Source organism: Bacillus sp. Bos-x628 (genome assembly GCF_040500475.1).
GTDB classification, from domain to species: domain Bacteria; phylum Bacillota; class Bacilli; order Bacillales; family Bacillaceae; genus Bacillus; species Bacillus maqinnsis.
This window is the reverse complement of record NZ_CP159358.1, coordinates 1,143,575-1,161,781: the sequence shown is the minus strand read 5'-3', so window position 1 is coordinate 1,161,781 and position 18,207 is coordinate 1,143,575. Positions and strand designations below refer to the sequence as shown.

Below are 18,207 nucleotides of genomic sequence, written 5' to 3'. Positions count from 1 at the left end.
GGGTTTTCTGTTTTGAAATCAGATTTTTTATTTAGGATGGTGTCAAATGACAGAACATGTGGAAACGAAATTAGCGCAAATTGGAAACCGTAGTGAAGAAACAACTGGAACTGTGAGCCCTCCCGTTTATCTTTCAACGGCATACAGACATAGAGGCATTGGTGAATCAACAGGTTTTGACTATATTCGAACAAAAAACCCAACAAGGCAGCTAGTAGAAGATGCGATTGCTTCACTCGAAGAGGGTACGGCCGGTTTTGCCTTCAGCTCGGGAATGGCTGCCATTCAAACGATTATGGCTCTATTTGAAAGCGGAGATGAATTAATCGTCTCCTCGGACTTATATGGCGGTACATACCGTTTGTTTGAAAATGAATGGAAAAAGTACGGTTTAAATTTTCTTTACGATGATTTCTCAGATGAAGACTGTTTACGCTCCAAATTCACGACAAAAACAAAAGCGGTCTTTATTGAAACGCCGACAAATCCACTCATGCAGGAAGCTGATATTCAAAAGGTAGCCAATATGGCAAAAGAAAATGGCGCTTTGGTCATTGTCGATAACACATTTTATACGCCAGTCTTACAAAAGCCGATTACGCTTGGAGCAGATATTGTCATTCATAGCGCAACCAAATATTTAGGCGGACACAATGATGTCCTCGCAGGTCTTGTTGTGACAAAAGGAGAGCAGTTATCTGAAGACATGTTCCAGCATCAAAATGCCATCGGAGCGGTTTTATCCCCGTTTGACTCGTGGCTTTTAATGAGAGGCATGAAAACGTTGGCCCTCAGAATACGCCAGCACGAGGCAAATGCAAAGGAGTTAGCAGACTTTTTAAAGAAGCAGCCTGAAATTCAAGATGTTCTTTACCCAGGAAAAGGTGGAATGCTTTCATTCCGTATAGCAAAAGAAGAGTGGGTCAATCCATTTTTAAAGCAGCTACAAACGATCTGTTTTGCTGAAAGTCTTGGCGGTATCGAAAGCTTTATTACGTATCCTGCCACGCAAACCCACATGGACATTCCAGAAGAGATTCGCATTGCAAACGGTGTATGTAACAAGTTGCTCCGATTCTCTGTTGGCATTGAATATGTTGATGACTTAAAAGCAGATCTCAAGCAGGCGCTATCTAAAGTAAAAGAGGAGGTACACGTCAAATGACCAACCATGATTGGACGCTAGAAACAAGACTTGTTCACAATGCTTTTAAAACAGACGGTTCAACAGGTGCAGTCAGTGTACCGATTCAGCATGCTTCAACTTTTCATCAAAGTACCTTTGATGAGTTTGGTCAATATGACTATTCCAGATCAGGTACACCAACACGCCAAGCGCTAGAGGATACAATTGCTTCATTAGAAGGGGGAGCAAAAGGTTTGGCTTTTTCCTCAGGAATGGCCGCGATTTCAACAGCCTTTCTCCTTCTGTCAAAAGGTGATCATGTGTTGGTCACAAAAGATGTGTATGGCGGAACATTCCGCATGATTACGCAAGTCCTTTCACGTTTTGGCATTGAACATACCTTTGTGGATATGACGGATTTGAATGAAGTCAAACAAGGCATTCAATCCAATACAAAGGTCATTTATATAGAAACACCGTCAAATCCAACCCTTGGCATTACGGATATCAAAGGTGTCGTTCAGCTTGCGAAGGAACATGACTGTTTGACATTTTTAGATAATACCTTCTTAACTCCGGCTCTTCAGCGTCCCTTGGACCTTGGCGTGGATGTGGTACTCCATAGTGCAACGAAATTTTTAAGCGGACATAGTGATGTCTTATCCGGACTTGCCGTTGTCAAAGACGAGAAACTAGGAGAGGAGCTATATCAGCTCCAAAATTCTTTCGGTGCAGTCCTTGGTGTTCAGGATTGCTGGCTTGTCCTAAGAGGATTAAAAACACTTCAAGTCAGATTAGAAAAAGCAAGCCAAACAGCTTTAGAACTTGCCACATTTCTAAAAGGTCATCCTGCTGTGAAAAAAGTATACTATCCAGGATTAGATGACCACCCAGGTGCACATATTCAGCGTAAGCAAGCAAGCGGAGCTGGAGCCGTTCTCTCATTTGAACTAGAAAACCAAGCAGCAGTAAAAGAACTGGTCGACAATGTCTCATTACCTGTTTTCGCTGTCAGCCTAGGCGCTGTCGAATCAATTCTCTCTTATCCAGCAAAAATGTCGCACGCGGCAATGCCAAAAGAAGAAAGAGAAAAGAGAGGGATTACCGATGGCTTACTTCGCCTAAGTGTCGGTGTCGAAAACAGTGAGGATTTAAAACGCGACTTTAAACAGGCGCTCGATCAACTGAATCCAGCCCTTGTGAATCAATAATTTGTAAAGAAACAAAGCAGCCGGCCCAAAGCCGGCTTATTAGGCTGATTTGAATAAAACCATTGACGCTCATTCGATTTAATTATATAATAGAGACTGTCAGTAACAGAAACCCCAGAACTGATACATAACCTGATTCCGTAGCTCAGCTGGGAGAGCGCTACCTTGACAGGGTAGAGGTCGCTGGTTCGAGCCCAGTCGGAATCATCCATGGCGGTTAGAGGCGTTATATCAACGTTTCTAGCCGTTTTTTATTGCGTTGACTTAGCGGTGACTTATCCGTTTTTAGTTACTGGGTAGCGGTCGTACCGTCGGCAAGGTAGCGGTATTCATTTCGATAACTTAATCGATTTGGAGGCGATATTATGTCGGCAAATAGGACAGGCAAGCGTGTTAAAAAAGAGCGGACTTTACGGAAAACGACGAGTAATCTCGATGTTCTTTTCGTTCAGGTTAGAGGTCGCTGGTTCGAGTCCAGTCGGAATCATCTGTGAAACCCTTGCGTAGCAAAGGTTTTTTGTTTTTAATTCAGTTTAAACCTATATTGTAGGTGTTGGGCTATTTTGGGGAATATTTTTTAAAAATTAGTCGGTACAAATGAAAAAAGCAAGCGGTGTCAACAGCACTCGGAATATATGATTACTGTTTTTGTATCTTTCTCCCTATTTAATGACAATCTTTGCATTGGTAAAATTGTCCTTATCAATGAATAGGAGGGAGTGATTTCCCCTGAATAAAATACTTGATGCCAAAGCACTAACAAGCGCTATGGAAGAAAGAGCGAAGCACTATCAGGAACTCCGCGAACAAATGATAGATTTGAAGCACGCATTACAAGGTGTAGCCAATCTCGGTGATGATTTCACGGGAAAAGGTGCCGACAATATTAAAAGTTTTTATCAAGAGCTTGCTGGAAATGTGGACATGTTGATTAGCTTTATAGATAAACAAAAAGTCTTCCACGAAGGTGTTGCGGGTACACTTGAAGATGCCAATTTCGGCGGTGATACTTTTATTGATGAACACTTTTTAGAAAATCAGGTAGAGATGGGGTTAAAAAACGCCAAAAGTATTGTATCTGATCAAAAGAAGGCACTGGAAACCATTTTTCAGGACATAGATGATCTCATCTCCCTTGATGTGTTTGATGATCAAATCTTTGATGAAAAGATAACGGATGCCGAAGACGAACGGAAAAAGACCGTAAAAGATTTAAACGAATTAGATCAACATCTAAAAGATGAGTACGCTTTGTCAGAGACTGAAGAGCAGGCTACAATGGCATTGTACGCCGAAATGATGAATGCGACAAATGACGGAAAAACCATTTCACCGATGAATTTTGATAAGAGAGCGTATCAAAATAGCGAAATCTATAAGGTAAAAGACGATATTGAGAAGCAAACTTCTGAATATTTAAAAATCAAAAAAGAACAGAAAGAAGCCCGCAAGATTGCGAAAGAACAAGAAGCACTGGCGAACCGTCCTTGGTATGAAAAAGCACTTGATGATGGCGGTATGCTTTTGAATGAACTGACCGGAGTGAATGACGCCAAACGAGCCGCAACAGGTATTGACCCGATCACAGGTGAAAAACTCACCGCAGGACAGCGAGTTGCCGCAGGCGGAATGGCAGCAGCAGGTTATATCCCAATCGTCGGCTGGGCAGGGCGCATTTTCAAAGGCGGAAAGGCTGTCTATAAAACAACCCAAGCCACATCAGCCGCAGTCAGGGCGGTTGACATTTATAAAACGTCACAAAAATCTTTTGACGTCCTAAAAACCTCGCAAAAAGGCTTATATGGTCTCACCGCCGCCAACAGTTTCAGCGAAGCGATTACAGGAAGAGATATGCTCGGGAACAAGATCTCAAAAGAACAACAGGAAGCGAGTATGAATGCGGCGCTGGGGATGCTTTTGCCGTTTGGGGCGAAAGGGTTTCATGGGAAGATGGGGATTAAGGATGCTGAAAAATATAATACCCATACAATGAAACACATTTATCATGGCGAAATTAACAAAAGAGGAAAAGCAGTTGGTTATCACCATGAAAGTATGCAGGGTGGAAAGGTTATTCCAGGAAGTGAAAGTCTACCTGATAAACACGGTATTTATAGAGCTAAAGTTGAAATTGATGGAGTTGAAAAAGTAGCTAAATCAAGTTTCTTTCCTAAGGAATGGAACCGCGTTGATGTGTTAAAAGCTATCGATGAAGCTTACCAAAATAAACAACAGATAGGTCCTAATAAATTTAAAGGTGTAACATCATCAGGAATAAAAATAGAAATGTATCTGAAAAAAGATGGATCAATAGCTACAGCGTATCCATTATATAAAAAATAATATGAAGGTGATTAGCTTATATGAGATATTCATATGAATTTAAGGAAGACAAATTTGGTGATTTAGCAATTATACTACCAGAAGAAATAAGTATTTTCTCAGATTTTATACAAGATATTTCAACAGAAGAAGAAGTGGATGAGTATATAGGATATATTCAAAATGTGATAGATGGAGTATACGAAAACTTTGAAATTACATTGAATGCTACCAGTGTAAATATCAAAAAAGATGAGACAGTAGTTGAACATCATTATAGGATTGAAGAACCCTTTGAAAATAAAATTGAAACGAAGGAGTTCATAGAACTGTTGTTAATTTGGAGAGAGAAAATACCAGAAATATTCAAAGATTAGACATTATTGCCGAGACATGTTTGGGAATAAAATCTCGAAAGAACAGCAGGAAGCGAGTATGAATGCGGCGCTGGGGATGCTTTTGCCGTTTGGGGCGAAAGGGTTTCATGGGAAGATGGGGATTAAGGGTATAGATGATGCTTCTTTAACCAACAAAAGTAATTTATATAGAGGGGATAGTTTACTACACTCTCCAACTAGACCAAATGGAATTGGTAAACCTCATATATCAAGTTCAGGTAATTTAGTACCAGCTAGTAAAGAAGGTTTATATAAAGGACGAGAAGTGACTGTTACAGAGCATATACTTGGAGGTTATAGAAAAGGAGCTAAAACTAATAGCCCTTATACTAGTTTTACAAATAACAAAAATGTTATTGGAAATTATGGAGAAAATGCAATTGAACTAAATATATCAGCTTTAAGGAAAGATATACAGTCTGGAAAGCTAAAAGATGTTGTTATACTTTCTCCAAAACAAATTCAAAAGTTGATTGAAAGAGATGCTATTTCTTCTGATTTTTGGAAGAAAAGAGCGATTAATTGGACTAAAAGGGATAATGAGTATTTGATTAAAGGGGAAGTTCCAAGCCAATATATTAAGGTTTCACCTAAGGAGTGAGAATTGTGAAATTATACTTTCTAAACGAGTTTTTAGGAGATATACGCGATATTAATGTTGATGGTATGTGGGTTAATGGTAAGATTACCCCTTCAAATAATATAGACAAATTTAATGATTTTTTCGCAGCACTTGTTGATGAGGAAAATGATTTTGTAGAAACGAATTATAACGAAGAATGGTTAGATGATAACAATTGGTACATTATTGATGATGAAAATAAAAGAAGGGGGATATATATACCTGCAGTTTATCTTGATAGGGAAATTAGCTGGCGGTGGAGATGATTTACAGAATTTATAGATTATAAAAAACTTGATGGGCTAATGTCTTTCAAGGTTTTTTGTGTTTATTGGGCTTTAAGCCGTGCAAAAACCGACAAAAAGAATCATTTCCCTCAAATTTAAGCAATTCACTATCATTTATGCATATGTTCCTCCAATCTATATAAAGAAAAAGGACCGCAGAGGGTTCTATTAATTTTTGAATCTGTTTAAAAGCATATCGTGTTTTCCAACTTGCTTGGAAAGGGAATCAATGTCTTTTGTAATATCACTTGTTTGTTGATCAATTTTCTTAAGGAGAACGATTACACCCTCGTTAGAATTGCTTTCTTTCTCTGTCAGCATATCTAAACGCTGCTCAATATTATCAAGACGCTTTTCAACCGAATCAAATCTCTTATCAAGTTGTTTAACCCCTTAGTCGAATTTCTCAGATAGAGATTACATTCATCAGTCATGTAGATCACTCTTATACTCATGATACATTAACATGTGAGGTAACTCATCAGATAATTTATTAACGATATTTATTGAATATTCAGAAAAAAATATTGTCTCTCCACATGAACCTTGAATGTTTCCGATCAACATGGAATAAACATGAATGAGCATCCAATCACTGGGTAGAATGGATCTATTAGAGAGTCTGGGAGGTCATGCGAGTGCAAAAGATTTGCAGGGAAGTATGGATTGAAGTGAATCTTGATGCGATTAAGAGAAATATTCAAGCCATTCAAGCACATATTCCAAAGAAAAGTAAGATCATGGCTGTGGTAAAAGCGAATGCATATGGTCACGGTTCCGTTGAAGTGGCCCGTCAGGCACTGGAAAGTGGTGCAACTGAGCTGGCTGTTGCCAGTTTGGAAGAAGGTGTTGTGTTACGCAGGGCTAAAATTGAAGCACCGATTCTTGTGCTTGGCTTTACCCCGCTCCATTGTGTGAAAAAAGCTGCCGCTTGGAGAATTGATCTATCCGGTCTTTGCGCAGACTGGATAAAAAAAGCGAATGCTATTCTAGCAGAAGAAAGTCAACAAAAGCTTGGCATTCATGTCAATGTGGATACAGGAATGGGGCGATTAGGTGTTCGGACGAAGGAAGAGCTTTTGGCAGTCGTTCAGGCACTAGAAGAAAGTGAATATATCAGATGGGATGGGATTTTTACGCATTTTTCAACAGCGGATGAGCCTAATTCTGATTTCACATTGCTCCAGCATAAGCTTTTCATTGAGTTTCTTCGTTTTCTCAAAAAACAAGAGATTACGCTGCCAACGGTACATATGAACAATACAGCGGCTTCGATTGCTTTCCCTGAATTTAGTGCAGATATGATTCGGCTGGGCATCGGACTTTACGGATTATATCCCTCTCAATATATTGAAAGTTTACACGCTGTTCAACTAGAGCCCGCTCTTAGTTTAAAAGCGAGGATTGCATTTGTGAAGGAAATGGTGACAGAACCTCGTACAGTGAGTTACGGTGCAACCTATGTTGCAAAACCTGATGAAATCATTGCGACAATTCCTATTGGTTATGCGGATGGGTATTCTCGTGCTTTATCCAATCGAGGGTTTATGCTTTTTCGTGGAAAAAGAGTTCCTATTGCAGGTCGAGTGACAATGGATATGACCATGGTCAGTTTAGGAGAAATGAAGGCGAGGCAGGGCGAGGAAGTCGTCATTTATGGTCGTCAAAAAGGGGAGGAGATCTCTGTCGATGAAATTGCCGACATGCTAGATACGATTAATTATGAAGTTATCGCCACTTTAAGCCGCCGCATTCCTCGATTTTATCGAAGAGGTGGGAAGATTATTAAATTATCGACGCCGGTGATGTATGTGTAAGGTTGATAGAATTTTTTTAGAACACATTCGAAATGATACAAAGGGTCTTTACTGGGAGAAAAATGTAGTTGAAAAACAAAAACGACCAATAAATGTAAACTTTGTAAAATATAGAACGATATAAGAAAGGAGTATAAATGTCATGGAGGAATGAGCAATGAAAAAAGGATTTTTATTATTCGTCACGGTACTTCTTTTGTTTAGTACATTCAGTCCATTAAAAGCACTTGCAACCAATTCATCTGGATGGACCAAACGAGCAGATTTACCTGAAGAGCGCATTAATGCAGGTATAGGTGTTGTTGATGGAAAGATTTATGTGTTTGGTGGGGCGAGTGAAAAAAAGAAATTAAATAATCAAATGTTTATGTACGATCCTAAGGAAGATATTTGGGTAGAAAAGTCCACTATGCCACGAAATAGAACAGGAGGTACTTATGCAACAGTAGGCAAAAAAATCTATGCCATCGGGGGAATAAATGATGAGACGCAGACAGTTTATAACACAATAGATGTATATGATACAGAACGTGATCAGTGGGCAGAAAAGCCAATTCAAATACCAAGAAATCCTGTATTTTCAATTTATAATAAGGGTACTTTAAGTGCAGTTGCTATAAAAGATCATATTTATCTTGTGTCTGCATTGGACTCTAAAAATAACTTTTATCGATATGATACAGTAACTGGTGCATGGGATAGTTTAAACTCATCGGAATTACCTTCTCGAAATGGGAGAGCCATATCTGCAATTGATGGAAAAATATATGTTGCAGGTGGAGAGAACTCGATTGGTCATAGTAGTGAAAAGTATTTGTTCCAGTATGATATTGAAACAAATACGTGGAAGAGATTAATTGACGTTAAGTTAACATCGTATACATATGAACCGTCTTATGTAACGCATAATGGAAATTTTATTATTATTGGTGGTCAAAGAATTGGTTATAGTTCAAGTGAATTGTTAAAACAAGTTCAGATATTCAATCCGAAAGAAGGTCAATTTCAAAATTCCAAACATGACTTACCTGAAGGTAGAGTAGCATCTGTTGCGGCAATTGTTGATGATCAATTATATGTCATTGGTGGACGTAACTATTCATATAGTATGGCTCATCTTTCCGTAAAAAGTGATTTCAAATCGGTTGTTTCTATTCCATTGAAAGACTTGCATATAACTGAAGCTGGAACAAAACCGGATGATGACACAACCGAAAAGCCAAAGGACGAGGACGGAACAAAACCAGATGATGACACAACCGAAAAGCCAAAGGACAAGGACGGAGCAAAACCAGGTGATGACACAACCGAAAAGCCAAAGGACAAGGACGGAACAAAACCAGATGATAATCAACATTCAGAAACTGAGAAAGGTATTCTTTCAATCACCATGATTAACGGTTTACAAAAGGATTATCTACTTTCAATGAAAGAAATCAATGATTTTCTAAATTGGTATAAAGAACGAAGCTTTGGAATTGGAATAAATTTTTTTGAAATAAAAGATGAACACAATAAGGGACCATTCACAAGTAAGAAGGATTACGTCGTCTACCAAAATATCCTCATGTTTGATGTGAAACAGTATTAATAGAAAGCTGCTGAAGTCAATTCAGCAGCTTTTATATGGATAGATTTGATGAATTTAGGTTTAATATCATAAAAAAATAAGATATTTTTTTAAAAATCTGCTAAACATCCTATATTCATATCCGATAATAGAATTGTCAGGGTTGATAAGCCCTAGAATAAAGGACTTTTTTCAGACAAGGATGTCTGTCAGGTCCCAAACACATGGAGGTAATAGGAAATGAGAATTAACCACAATATTGCAGCACTTAACACACTGAACCGTTTGTCTGCAAACAACAATGCTAGCCAAAAGAACATGGAGAAACTTTCTTCTGGTTCTCAAATCAACCGTGCAGGAGATGGCGCAGCAGGTCTTGCTATCTCTGAAAAAATGCGTGGACAAATCCGCGGTTTAGAAATGGCATCTAAGAACTCTCAAGATGGTATTTCGCTTATTCAAACAGCTGAAGGTGCGTTAACTGAAACACATGCGATCCTTCAACGTATGCGTGAATTAACTGTTCAAGCAGGTAACACAGGAACTCAGCAAAAAGAAGATTTAACAGCGATTCAAGAAGAAATGAGTGCTCTTATCGAAGAAATTGATGGCATTTCAAACCGTACAGAATTTAACGGTAAAAAACTTTTAGATGGCTCTGTGACTGATGGATTCACTTTCCAAATTGGTGCAAACGCGACTCAAAATATCAATGTTAAAATTGGCAACATGAACGCTACAACATTAGGAGTAGATAAAATTAATGTTTCAGACGATGCGTTCAGTTTTGACACTGAAATTACAAAAATTGATTCAGCTATCGGCTCTGTTTCATCTCAACGTGCTAAGCTTGGAGCGGTACAAAACCGTCTAGAGCACACAATCAACAACTTGAGCGCTTCTTCAGAAAACTTAACAGCAGCCGAATCTCGTATTCGTGACGTTGACATGGCGAAAGAAATGAGTGAGTTCACAAAGAACAACATTCTTTCTCAAGCTTCTCAAGCGATGCTTGCTCAAGCAAACCAACAGCCACAAAACGTACTTCAATTACTACGTTAATGAAAGGCTCCTTTTATGGGGCTTTTTTTTATGTCTTTTGCCGCATATATATCTTCTAAAATAATTCTAAAAGGCTCCTGACAAATGATGAAAAATGACCTTTCATTTTGGCATACTCTAGCAAAACGATCATAATAAGTAGGACTATTACCTTATTTATTCCTTTTTTGTTAAACATATTCCATTGGAGTTCGATAATAGGATTGTAAGGCTTACAAAGAAATTCTAATTCAGAACTTTTGGACATGGAAGTCTAATTGTTTCAAACACATGGAGGTAATAGGAAATGAGAATTAACCACAATATTGCAGCACTTAACACACTGAACCGTTTGTCTGCAAACAACAATGCTAGCCAAAAGAACATGGAGAAACTTTCTTCTGGTTCTCAAATCAACCGTGCAGGAGATGGTGCAGCAGGTCTTGCTATCTCTGAAAAAATGCGTGGACAAATCCGCGGTTTAGAAATGGCATCTAAGAACTCTCAAGATGGTATTTCGCTTATTCAAACAGCTGAAGGTGCGTTAACTGAAACACATGCGATCCTTCAACGTATGCGTGAATTAACTGTTCAAGCAGGTAACACAGGAACTCAGCAATCGGAAGATTTAACAGCGATTCAAGAAGAAATGAGTGCTCTTGTCGAAGAAATTGATGGCATTTCAAACCGTACAGAATTTAACGGTAAAAAACTTTTAGATGGTAGTGTAGAAAACGGGTTCCAGTTCCAAATTGGTGCAAATGTTAAACAAAATATTATTGTACAGATTGGTAAAATGGATGCAGAAACGTTAACTGTGAAAGATATTAAAGTGAATGAAGAAGGTTTTGAATTTGATACAGAAGTGGCCAAAATTGATGCAGCGATCGGTGCAGTGTCTAAACAACGTTCAGCACTTGGAGCGGTACAAAACCGCCTAGAGCACACAATCAACAACTTGAGCGCTTCTGGAGAAAACTTAACAGCAGCCGAGTCTCGTATTCGTGATGTTGACATGGCGAAAGAAATGAGTGAGTTCACAAAGAACAACATTCTTTCTCAAGCTTCTCAAGCGATGCTTGCTCAAGCAAACCAACAGCCTCAAAACGTTCTTCAATTATTACGCTAATGATATGCTCCATTAAGGGGCTTTCAAACCATAGACAAACCCCCGCTCTTACTTCGAGTAAAAGCGGGGGTTTCACTTGTTTTTATCAATTATATACGTTGTCTTCAGCTTGAGTATGCAAAAAATCATGTCAACGTAACAAAAAACGAATCCAAAGAGGGTTCGTTTTTTTGTTACTTAAATCTTATTTTCTAGATGCTTTATCATAGCGATAATCATACGTTTCCCCTTTTACAACATTTAAAAGCTCATTTCCAATTTGAACAAGTTGTGTATTTTTCCATTTGATTAGAGGATCTTTATCAGGATATTTCCAGTAAATGGTCTTTTTTCGGTGGGTGATTTTGTTTTCAATTTCTGCTCTGACTGCGCTCTCCTTTAATTTTCCTCCGCTATGTCTATAGGTATTGATAATATATGTGCCGTCTGGTGATGGCATGGAGCGAATGAATGTTCCGTGAGAAACGCCTTGAAGAGCAAAACATTTCCAGTAAATAATCCCAGCGAAGCTAAGGAACAAAACGATAAGTATGACGGGGGTTTTCTTTTTAAACATGGATTCCTCCAGATGTAGATTGCAATACTTCTAATATATGAGAAAAGAATACAAAAGATTCATCAAGTCCAATCATTCTATACAATTCAATTATCGGTTATTTTTTCTCAAAATACAACAGATAGCGTCATTATCAGGAAAATATAAGGATTCTAAAAAATGTGATTTGGTGGATGTGTCTAAAATGATCTTTACAAAAGATTTTGTGATCAAGTAGACTTATTTTCATCTAGAGGAATTGGAGCAAATTGAATGATGAAAATAAAAGATACGTATCAAAACTATGAAGAGCTTTCCGCTCATGAAAGAAAAGGCATTGATTATCAAATTCTTCACAAGCGGAAAGGTGATCAGCTACTTGTATTGTCACCACATGCCGGAGGAATTGAATCAGGCGTGAGTGAGCTTGTCCAAGAATTAGCAAGCGAACATTCTATGTATCTATTCGAGGGTCTTAAGGTGAAAGGTAATCAAGTCCTTCATATTACTAGCACACGCTTTGACGAACCGATCTGTCTTTCTCAGGTACATACACATCATTATACATTTGCACTTCATGGCTACGGAGAAACAGAAGTGTGTTTAAACTTAGTTGGAGGAACAGATCGTGTAAAAGCAGCCGAAGCAGCGAGACTTTTAACGATGAATGGATTTCAAGCATTGCTGCTATCTGAGTCTGATCAGTTTTCAGGAACACATCCTCAGAATATTAATAATCAATGCCTCACAGGTCAAAGTGTGCAGATTGAAATTAGCCGGGCACAAAGAATGGCATTCTTTGATGACTTTAGACGGCGAAATAGGCGTGACACACAAAATGAATTATTTTATAAATACACAAGTGTTCTTAAACAAGTATTGAGTCTTTATGAATAAATCTCTGCCTTGTGGGAAGCTTTAAAATCTGTTTGATAGACGGCGTCTTTTTCGGCTACCTTCTCCGCTTTAATGAAGTAAGAAGTAAATTCCTTTTGAAATCGGATCCCCAATCTACGCTGCTCGAATAATGCTATTCGTTTTTCAGCAAATGCCCATGTCACATGAAATGTTTGAGCGATATGCTGAATGGCCTGCTGCCGAAGATTTGGCAGCTTCATTTGCAGCAGCATAAATGTAGGGACACAAAAGTGATACATAAATTGTTTTGCTTGAAATTCTTGCAGCTCACGAAAAAGCTTGTGCATCTTGAAGTGGTTGCCTGTATGCTTTAAGACATGACAAAGCTCATGGGCAAAATCCTGCCATTGTTCTTCTGATGACAGGGACCTGTTTAAAATAATACTGTATAGACCCTGATGTTTGATCATCATACTGCCGGTTTCCTCATAGTGAACCCAGATATTAAATTCAGATGCGATCCTCTGTATATCCATGTATGCAGGACCGTATAATTGAAGCTGAGTGTATAATCGCTGAATATCTTCTTCTAAATGGGTTAAAAAACCAGTCATTGAAAAACCTCCAAGCAAACGTATGTTCTATTTTTGGTGTAAAAGAAAAGTCCGTATAGGACTAAACAGCTAATGAAGTAATCGTTTTATTTTTTATATCGGCTTGTTTTGAACAATTTTAACATAAAAGTAAAGAAACATGGAATTATTTCCTGCTTTTTTGTTTATTTTTTCATTCTCATATAGAAAAACTTGAGGATTGATTCAAATTTTACCATATTTCTGTCAATTAAACAAATAAAATTTGTCTTACGATTTCCACCAATTGATGAGAAGTGTGAATAGACAAATTTATCAAGATTTTATTCCAATTGGAAATGGATCGGGTTATGCAATGACGACTGTGCACAACACAGATAAATACATCAAAAGGGGCTGCGAAAAGTCATGCAGCTTATGTCAAACGTGCAAAGACAGGGGTGAGCCGGCACTTTACAGTAGATGATCATGAAATTTTTCAACATTTTTCCTTAAATAAAAGCAGTTGGCACGCAGGGGATGGTTATGGAAACGGCAATCAGTAATCTATCGGAATTGAAATTTTCGAAAATGATGATGGGGATTTTCAGCAAGCCGTTAAACATGCCCAATGGCTGATTCTAAATTATTGCGAATATATGATATACCTCTTTCAAATGTGGTTACACATCAGCATTGGTCTGGAAAAGCATGTCCTTGCCTTCTTTTATCATCATGGGATGAATTCAAAAGAGGGATTGAACCAGCAGGTGATTCGGAGATGGTCAAAACGTATGTGATCAAAAAAGAAGATACATTCACCAGTGTTGCAAAAAGCACACAGTGTTTCGGTCAGTGATTGGCAATGGAATCAGATCAGCAATCGAACATGATTTAAATTGGACAAATTCTCAAAATATATCGAAATAAAAAGTACTTCCGGACGGGAGTTTCAAAGCTACTTCACCATTTACGAAAGGGAAGCGTGTACGTCTTGTACAAAAAGCACTTGTCGCTGTTTTATTTTTATCCTGATCAAAAAGCTGTAGACAAAGGGGAAGATGGTATTGATGGAGAAAAAACAGCTAATGCGGTAGCTCGTTTTCAACGAATCTCCAAAGAGACGAGATATACGGCCAAGAGACGAAGCGAAAACTACTTGAATTGTTAAACAAGTGAGTTTTTCTGTTTATACGTTTGGATAGCGAATTTACTTTTTTTATTTAATTGACGAAAATAGGGGGATAACTGAAATTCAGCAAACTCGACATATCTCAATTGTTTGATTTTCTTTTTCATTTAGACACCTCAATTGTTATAGCGTGTGATTTATTGTATGCGTGCATATGTAAAAATGGAATAAGGACGCGGTGTAGTTCCGCGCCCTTTAGTGTGGTCAAACTTTTTTATTCTTATACTCGTCTAGGAGCTGTTCATTTTTTTTGAAAATCCGCTCTGTATGAGGGCTTACTTTGTAATCGGCCATACTGATGTGCCGTTTCCTTTTTAAAATTTTAAAAGGGTTTTTTTTACGATTGTTGTTATCCCCTTGAAGTGCATGTTCCATCTTCATCACCTTCCTCTTCGTCAGGCAAGATCAAGTCATAAATCGTTGTAAGTGAGGTCATTAATAAATAATCAAACTCAGTGACAATATCGTCAGAGGTCAGTTTAATTACAAAGTGTGCATCTGCCACTGAAAATGGGATGAGGACCAATTTGCCGTAATCATCGTAATAAACTTCCTGCCTGTCAAGCTTCGCCTGAATCGAAAATCGCTGATCGAATGTCCGAAGCAGATCATCTTTTTGTTCTTGCGCATCATATGGACAAAGGACCGCTTGTATATTCATTTTTTCTGCAAATGAATCAATCAGCCGCTCGATTCCCTCTATATATGCTTCTGTACTTCCATAATATACATGAATCGGCTCGTTTTTCAATAGGTATTGGTACGTTTTTAATTTATTGAGGTAAGAATGGAGAAGATCGTTATTTTCTTCGAGGAGCTGATGCGTGTCGGTTTCTATCTCATGATTTCCAAGTTTTTTAATATAGGAGCTGAGAAAAATAAAAGCATCTGTTAAAGCAAAAAAGACGGCGATAATCAGATAATGCATCCAATCTGTAAAGATCGATGAGGGATCATTTGTCCAGTAAACAACAGCACCTGCTACATAGATCAAATACCACGTTTTACGAATCGCAAACATTTTCTCTTTGACTTTCTGTTCATATCGCCACACAGCAAAAACATAAACAGCAAGGGCCCCTAATAAAAACCATACAGCAAACTGAAAAAATAACAGCATGTATATTCTCTCCCATAAACAAGTGAATATCTTTTACTTCTATGGGTATGTTTAGAAAACCTGCCACATGAAAAAAACTGCCTGTAAGACCAAGCAGTTTGAGTTAAATAATAGCGTTTAATATAAAGTATATGAGGGCCCCTAATGTTCCTGAAATCGGCAATGTGATGACCCAAGTGACGAGCATGCGTTTTGCTGTACCCCAGTTTACCCCCTTTACTCTGTGAGCAGAACCTACGCCCAAAATAGATGAGGAGATAACATGTGTTGTACTAACAGGTAAGTGGATGAAAGTCGCACCAAAAATAATGGCTGCCCCAGTTAAATCAGCAGAAACACCGTTTACTGGACGTATTTTCATAATTTTACCACCGACTGTTTTAATGATCTTCCAGCCGCCAACAGAAGTACCAAGTCCCATTGCAAACGCACAAGAGAATTGAACCCAAAATGGAATATCATCTGTTGTATGCAAGTTACCAGCAATTAAGGCCATGGTGATAATCCCCATCGCTTTTTGCGCATCGTTTGTTCCATGAGTATAGGATTGAAGTGCCGCTGTTAAAATTTGAACACGTCTGAACTGTTTATTTGTTTTTGCGAGATTGTTATTTCTGAAAATCAATTTAATAATGGTATAAACAATGTATCCCACGACAAAAGCAAGGACAGGTGAGATTAAAAGTGCTTGAATGATTTTAATGAACCCCGAATAATTTAAAGCGCCAAAACCGGCAGAGGCAACAACAGCCCCAGCAATCGATCCGATTAGTGCATGTGAAGAGCTACTCGGAATCCCGTAATACCAAGTAAGCAAGTTCCAAGTAATGGCTGCAATCAATGCAGCCAAAATGACGACAGAACCGTTTTGAAGAGTAAATGGATCTGCGATGTCCTTTGTAATGGATTTTGCAACACCAGTAAATGTCATGGCTCCTAAGAAGTTCATAAGCGCTGCCATGATAATCGCATGTCTTGGTTTTAAAGCTTTCGTTGAAACAGAAGTTGCAATGGCATTTGCTGTATCGTGAAATCCATTAATGAAATCAAAAGCAAGTGCAAAAATGACGATAAGTACGGTAAGGATAATTAATATGTCCATGTTAAACTAACCCCGTTACGCATTCTTCATAATAATAGTTTCTAGGTTGTTGGCAACACTTTGACAGGAATCAGCGATTTCTTCAAGTGTTTCGTAAATTTCTTTGTATTGAATGACCTTAATCGGATCTGTCTCTTTACCAAACAAGTTCTTCAGTGATTTACGATAAAGATTGTCACAATTATGCTCAATCTCTTTGATTTTGATTGCGTGCGGTTGAATATCATTTAAGCGATTTTCAGCCAGTAATTCAATTGTGATTAAAATTTCTTTTGCGCATTCTCTAATGTAATGACTGAATTTGTCGATATGTTCGTCTGAGCTGGTCAGCGAATAAATCTCCATGGTAGCTGAAAAATGCTCAATACCATCTAAAACATCATCGAGACTATTTGTTAATTGAAGAATATCTTCACGCTCAATCGGTGTAATAAAGGCTTTGTTCAGCTCTTTAATCATGGTATGAACATGATTATCACCTTTTGTTTCATATTCCTTCAATGTGTCAGAAAATTCTTTCAGAGTGGTTTGATTTGTCACTTTATAGCTAACAAAATATTCAGCAGTTTCATCTAAATTTTTAGCAATTTCCGTTAACAAGAGTGAAAACTTGTCTTTTTTTCTTTTGAACATGTAAAAACCCTCCATTGTATAAATGAGACAATGCACACATCAAATAATTATATATTCTTTTGTCGAAAAAAAACAGGTGTAGTCGAAAATTTCTTCACTTTTTCTATTTGATCTTATTCTGACCTAAAGATGAAAACTCAACACACCTTTTTCAGAAAGTAAAAAACGGCCCGTTTTTGGCGCCGCTTAAAGGTTAAGAAGCTGAATGAATCAGTTTAAAACGTTCACAAACAAGAAGCATGTCTTCTTTAAAGTCTAATCCGAACGGCTTGAGTGCTTCTGTGAAGAATTCTTTATGGACTCTATACCAATAGTCATATGATAGGTCGCCTTCACCTTCTGCTTGTGCAAATGATTCAGGGACTTCATTCATTGGCATCACATCTACATGCGTAATCTCGATGATGGCTTTAGGTTCTTCCTTGCTGTCCAAAATGATCGCATATTGCCCAGCCTTCGGAAGTGGCTCCTGTTCCTTTTCATAAAAAATATATCCAGAACAAGTGGCTGTTTTTTTTCCTTGCTGTACAAGGTCAAGTAAGTGATCTGGATCTGCACCAAATGCCCAAGCCGAAACAAATGTGTTAGCTGGTGCTTTTTCTGATTTCTCTTCCCAATACGTTTCCCAAAATATTTTGCTTTTGTGGTTCACCGTTTTTTCCCCCTTTGTCA

At 38.1% G+C, this 18,207-nt stretch carries 21 protein-coding genes, 1 tRNA gene and 1 pseudogene; 14 read left to right on the top strand and 9 right to left on the bottom strand.

Annotated features, from left to right (window positions below; genetic code table 11):
- Window positions 1-46: 46 nt before the first annotated feature.
- The 7 genes from ABVJ71_RS06075 to ABVJ71_RS06045 all read left to right on the top strand — a co-directional run bounded on the left by ABVJ71_RS06075 (window position 47) and on the right by ABVJ71_RS06045 (window position 5,945).
- Window positions 47-1,165, top strand: coding sequence for a methionine biosynthesis PLP-dependent protein (locus ABVJ71_RS06075; RefSeq protein WP_353856082.1), 1,119 nt, complete (start codon window positions 47-49; stop codon window positions 1,163-1,165).
- Window positions 1,162-2,337: a cystathionine beta-lyase gene (metC, locus tag ABVJ71_RS06070; RefSeq protein WP_353856081.1), complete on the top strand. Its 1,176-nt coding sequence runs from the start codon at window positions 1,162-1,164 to the stop codon at window positions 2,335-2,337. Before ABVJ71_RS06075 ends, metC begins: the two co-directional genes overlap by 4 nt.
- Before the next feature lie 134 nt (window positions 2,338-2,471).
- Window positions 2,472-2,544: transfer RNA gene (locus ABVJ71_RS06065), tRNA-Val, on the top strand.
- A 561-nt stretch (window positions 2,545-3,105) separates the two neighbouring features.
- The gene (locus tag ABVJ71_RS06060; protein ID WP_353856080.1) at window positions 3,106-4,680 is read left to right on the top strand and encodes a T7SS effector LXG polymorphic toxin; all 1,575 of its coding nucleotides are present in this window, start codon (window positions 3,106-3,108) and stop codon (window positions 4,678-4,680) included.
- Between the two features lie 20 nt (window positions 4,681-4,700).
- The gene (locus ABVJ71_RS06055; RefSeq protein ID WP_003211795.1) at window positions 4,701-5,036 is read left to right on the top strand and encodes a hypothetical protein; all 336 of its coding nucleotides are present in this window, start codon (window positions 4,701-4,703) and stop codon (window positions 5,034-5,036) included.
- Between the two features lie 16 nt (window positions 5,037-5,052).
- A complete protein-coding gene (locus tag ABVJ71_RS06050) occupies window positions 5,053-5,658 on the top strand; it encodes a hypothetical protein (protein ID WP_353856079.1) in 606 nt (201 codons plus the stop codon).
- Between the two features lie 5 nt (window positions 5,659-5,663).
- Window positions 5,664-5,945, top strand: coding sequence for a hypothetical protein (locus tag ABVJ71_RS06045; protein WP_353856078.1), 282 nt, complete (start codon window positions 5,664-5,666; stop codon window positions 5,943-5,945).
- A 189-nt stretch (window positions 5,946-6,134) separates the two neighbouring features.
- Here the strand turns inward: ABVJ71_RS06045 and ABVJ71_RS06040 are convergent, their stop codons facing one another.
- A complete protein-coding gene (locus ABVJ71_RS06040; RefSeq protein ID WP_353856077.1) occupies window positions 6,135-6,287 on the bottom strand; it encodes a hypothetical protein in 153 nt (50 codons plus the stop codon).
- A 317-nt stretch (window positions 6,288-6,604) separates the two neighbouring features.
- On the opposite strand from ABVJ71_RS06040, the gene alr reads away from it, so the two are divergent.
- From alr to hag (ABVJ71_RS06020), 4 genes are all read left to right on the top strand, one after another.
- The gene (gene alr / locus ABVJ71_RS06035) at window positions 6,605-7,783 is read left to right on the top strand and encodes an alanine racemase (protein WP_353856076.1); all 1,179 of its coding nucleotides are present in this window, start codon (window positions 6,605-6,607) and stop codon (window positions 7,781-7,783) included.
- A gap of 157 nt (window positions 7,784-7,940) precedes the next feature.
- A complete protein-coding gene (locus ABVJ71_RS06030; RefSeq protein WP_353856075.1) occupies window positions 7,941-9,374 on the top strand; it encodes a kelch repeat-containing protein in 1,434 nt (477 codons plus the stop codon).
- Window positions 9,375-9,593: 219 nt separating this feature from the next.
- Window positions 9,594-10,415, top strand: coding sequence for a flagellin Hag (gene hag, locus ABVJ71_RS06025; RefSeq protein ID WP_353856074.1), 822 nt, complete (start codon window positions 9,594-9,596; stop codon window positions 10,413-10,415).
- 286 nt (window positions 10,416-10,701) lie between these two features.
- Complete coding sequence (gene hag, locus ABVJ71_RS06020; protein ID WP_353856073.1) at window positions 10,702-11,523, top strand: flagellin Hag; 822 nt, start codon at window positions 10,702-10,704, stop codon at window positions 11,521-11,523.
- 184 nt (window positions 11,524-11,707) lie between these two features.
- Here hag (ABVJ71_RS06020) and ABVJ71_RS06015 read toward each other — a convergent pair whose 3' ends face one another.
- Complete coding sequence (locus tag ABVJ71_RS06015; protein WP_353856072.1) at window positions 11,708-12,079, bottom strand: DUF5412 domain-containing protein; 372 nt, start codon at window positions 12,077-12,079, stop codon at window positions 11,708-11,710.
- A 252-nt stretch (window positions 12,080-12,331) separates the two neighbouring features.
- Between ABVJ71_RS06015 and ABVJ71_RS06010 the strand changes: the two genes are divergently transcribed.
- Window positions 12,332-12,955, top strand: coding sequence for a poly-gamma-glutamate hydrolase family protein (locus ABVJ71_RS06010; RefSeq protein WP_353856071.1), 624 nt, complete (start codon window positions 12,332-12,334; stop codon window positions 12,953-12,955).
- Here the strand turns inward: ABVJ71_RS06010 and ABVJ71_RS06005 are convergent.
- Window positions 12,946-13,530 (bottom strand): ImmA/IrrE family metallo-endopeptidase, encoded by a 585-nt coding sequence (locus ABVJ71_RS06005; protein ID WP_353856070.1) that lies wholly within the window; start codon window positions 13,528-13,530, stop codon window positions 12,946-12,948. The genes ABVJ71_RS06010 and ABVJ71_RS06005 overlap by 10 nt on opposite strands.
- A 268-nt stretch (window positions 13,531-13,798) precedes the next feature.
- Here ABVJ71_RS06005 and ABVJ71_RS06000 point away from each other — a divergent pair.
- Both ABVJ71_RS06000 and ABVJ71_RS05995 read left to right on the top strand, forming a co-directional pair.
- Window positions 13,799-14,248, top strand: a pseudogene (locus ABVJ71_RS06000) (N-acetylmuramoyl-L-alanine amidase); the annotation flags it as partial.
- Between the two features lie 234 nt (window positions 14,249-14,482).
- Window positions 14,483-14,659 (top strand): hypothetical protein, encoded by a 177-nt coding sequence (locus tag ABVJ71_RS05995; protein ID WP_353856069.1) that lies wholly within the window; start codon window positions 14,483-14,485, stop codon window positions 14,657-14,659.
- Here the strand turns inward: ABVJ71_RS05995 and ABVJ71_RS05990 are convergent.
- From ABVJ71_RS05990 to ABVJ71_RS05965, 6 genes are all read right to left on the bottom strand, one after another.
- Window positions 14,656-14,787, bottom strand: coding sequence for a hypothetical protein (locus ABVJ71_RS05990; protein ID WP_353856068.1), 132 nt, complete (start codon window positions 14,785-14,787; stop codon window positions 14,656-14,658). The genes ABVJ71_RS05995 and ABVJ71_RS05990 overlap by 4 nt on opposite strands.
- Before the next feature lie 97 nt (window positions 14,788-14,884).
- Window positions 14,885-15,061, bottom strand: coding sequence for a type II toxin-antitoxin system SpoIISB family antitoxin (locus tag ABVJ71_RS05985; protein WP_353856067.1), 177 nt, complete (start codon window positions 15,059-15,061; stop codon window positions 14,885-14,887).
- The gene (locus ABVJ71_RS05980; RefSeq protein WP_353856066.1) at window positions 15,030-15,800 is read right to left on the bottom strand and encodes a type II toxin-antitoxin system SpoIISA family toxin; all 771 of its coding nucleotides are present in this window, start codon (window positions 15,798-15,800) and stop codon (window positions 15,030-15,032) included. Before ABVJ71_RS05980 ends, ABVJ71_RS05985 begins: the two co-directional genes overlap by 32 nt.
- A gap of 103 nt (window positions 15,801-15,903) precedes the next feature.
- Entirely contained in the window at window positions 15,904-16,902 is a 999-nt protein-coding gene (locus ABVJ71_RS05975; RefSeq protein WP_353856065.1) for an inorganic phosphate transporter, read from the bottom strand.
- Between the two features lie 15 nt (window positions 16,903-16,917).
- Window positions 16,918-17,535, bottom strand: coding sequence for a DUF47 domain-containing protein (locus ABVJ71_RS05970; RefSeq protein ID WP_353856064.1), 618 nt, complete (start codon window positions 17,533-17,535; stop codon window positions 16,918-16,920).
- 193 nt (window positions 17,536-17,728) lie between these two features.
- Window positions 17,729-18,187, bottom strand: a complete 459-nt coding sequence (locus ABVJ71_RS05965) for an ASCH domain-containing protein (RefSeq protein WP_353856063.1) — start codon at window positions 18,185-18,187, stop codon at window positions 17,729-17,731.
- Window positions 18,188-18,207: the final 20 nt, after the last annotated feature.

Excerpts from the sequence above, each read along its gene's own strand:
- ABVJ71_RS06060 (WP_353856080.1), top strand. The coding sequence starts at position 3,106 with ATGGAAGAAAGAGCGAAGCACTATCAGGAACTCCGCGAACAAATGATA.
- ABVJ71_RS06015 (WP_353856072.1), bottom strand. The coding sequence starts at position 12,079 with ATGTTTAAAAAGAAAACCCCCGTCATACTTATCGTTTTGTTCCTTAGC.
- ABVJ71_RS06075 (WP_353856082.1), top strand. The coding sequence starts at position 47 with ATGACAGAACATGTGGAAACGAAATTAGCGCAAATTGGAAACCGTAGT.
- ABVJ71_RS06040 (WP_353856077.1), bottom strand. The coding sequence starts at position 6,287 with ATGCTGACAGAGAAAGAAAGCAATTCTAACGAGGGTGTAATCGTTCTC.
- ABVJ71_RS06050 (WP_353856079.1), top strand. The coding sequence starts at position 5,053 with ATGTTTGGGAATAAAATCTCGAAAGAACAGCAGGAAGCGAGTATGAAT.
- hag (WP_353856073.1), top strand. The coding sequence starts at position 10,702 with ATGAGAATTAACCACAATATTGCAGCACTTAACACACTGAACCGTTTG.
- ABVJ71_RS06010 (WP_353856071.1), top strand. The coding sequence starts at position 12,332 with ATGATGAAAATAAAAGATACGTATCAAAACTATGAAGAGCTTTCCGCT.
- ABVJ71_RS05975 (WP_353856065.1), bottom strand. The coding sequence starts at position 16,902 with ATGGACATATTAATTATCCTTACCGTACTTATCGTCATTTTTGCACTT.
- ABVJ71_RS05970 (WP_353856064.1), bottom strand. The coding sequence starts at position 17,535 with ATGTTCAAAAGAAAAAAAGACAAGTTTTCACTCTTGTTAACGGAAATT.
- ABVJ71_RS06030 (WP_353856075.1), top strand. The coding sequence starts at position 7,941 with ATGAAAAAAGGATTTTTATTATTCGTCACGGTACTTCTTTTGTTTAGT.
- hag (WP_353856074.1), top strand. The coding sequence starts at position 9,594 with ATGAGAATTAACCACAATATTGCAGCACTTAACACACTGAACCGTTTG.
- ABVJ71_RS05990 (WP_353856068.1), bottom strand. The coding sequence starts at position 14,787 with ATGAAAAAGAAAATCAAACAATTGAGATATGTCGAGTTTGCTGAATTT.
- metC (WP_353856081.1), top strand. The coding sequence starts at position 1,162 with ATGACCAACCATGATTGGACGCTAGAAACAAGACTTGTTCACAATGCT.
- ABVJ71_RS05980 (WP_353856066.1), bottom strand. The coding sequence starts at position 15,800 with ATGCTGTTATTTTTTCAGTTTGCTGTATGGTTTTTATTAGGGGCCCTT.
- ABVJ71_RS06055 (WP_003211795.1), top strand. The coding sequence starts at position 4,701 with ATGAGATATTCATATGAATTTAAGGAAGACAAATTTGGTGATTTAGCA.
- ABVJ71_RS06005 (WP_353856070.1), bottom strand. The coding sequence starts at position 13,530 with ATGACTGGTTTTTTAACCCATTTAGAAGAAGATATTCAGCGATTATAC.
- ABVJ71_RS05985 (WP_353856067.1), bottom strand. The coding sequence starts at position 15,061 with ATGAAGATGGAACATGCACTTCAAGGGGATAACAACAATCGTAAAAAA.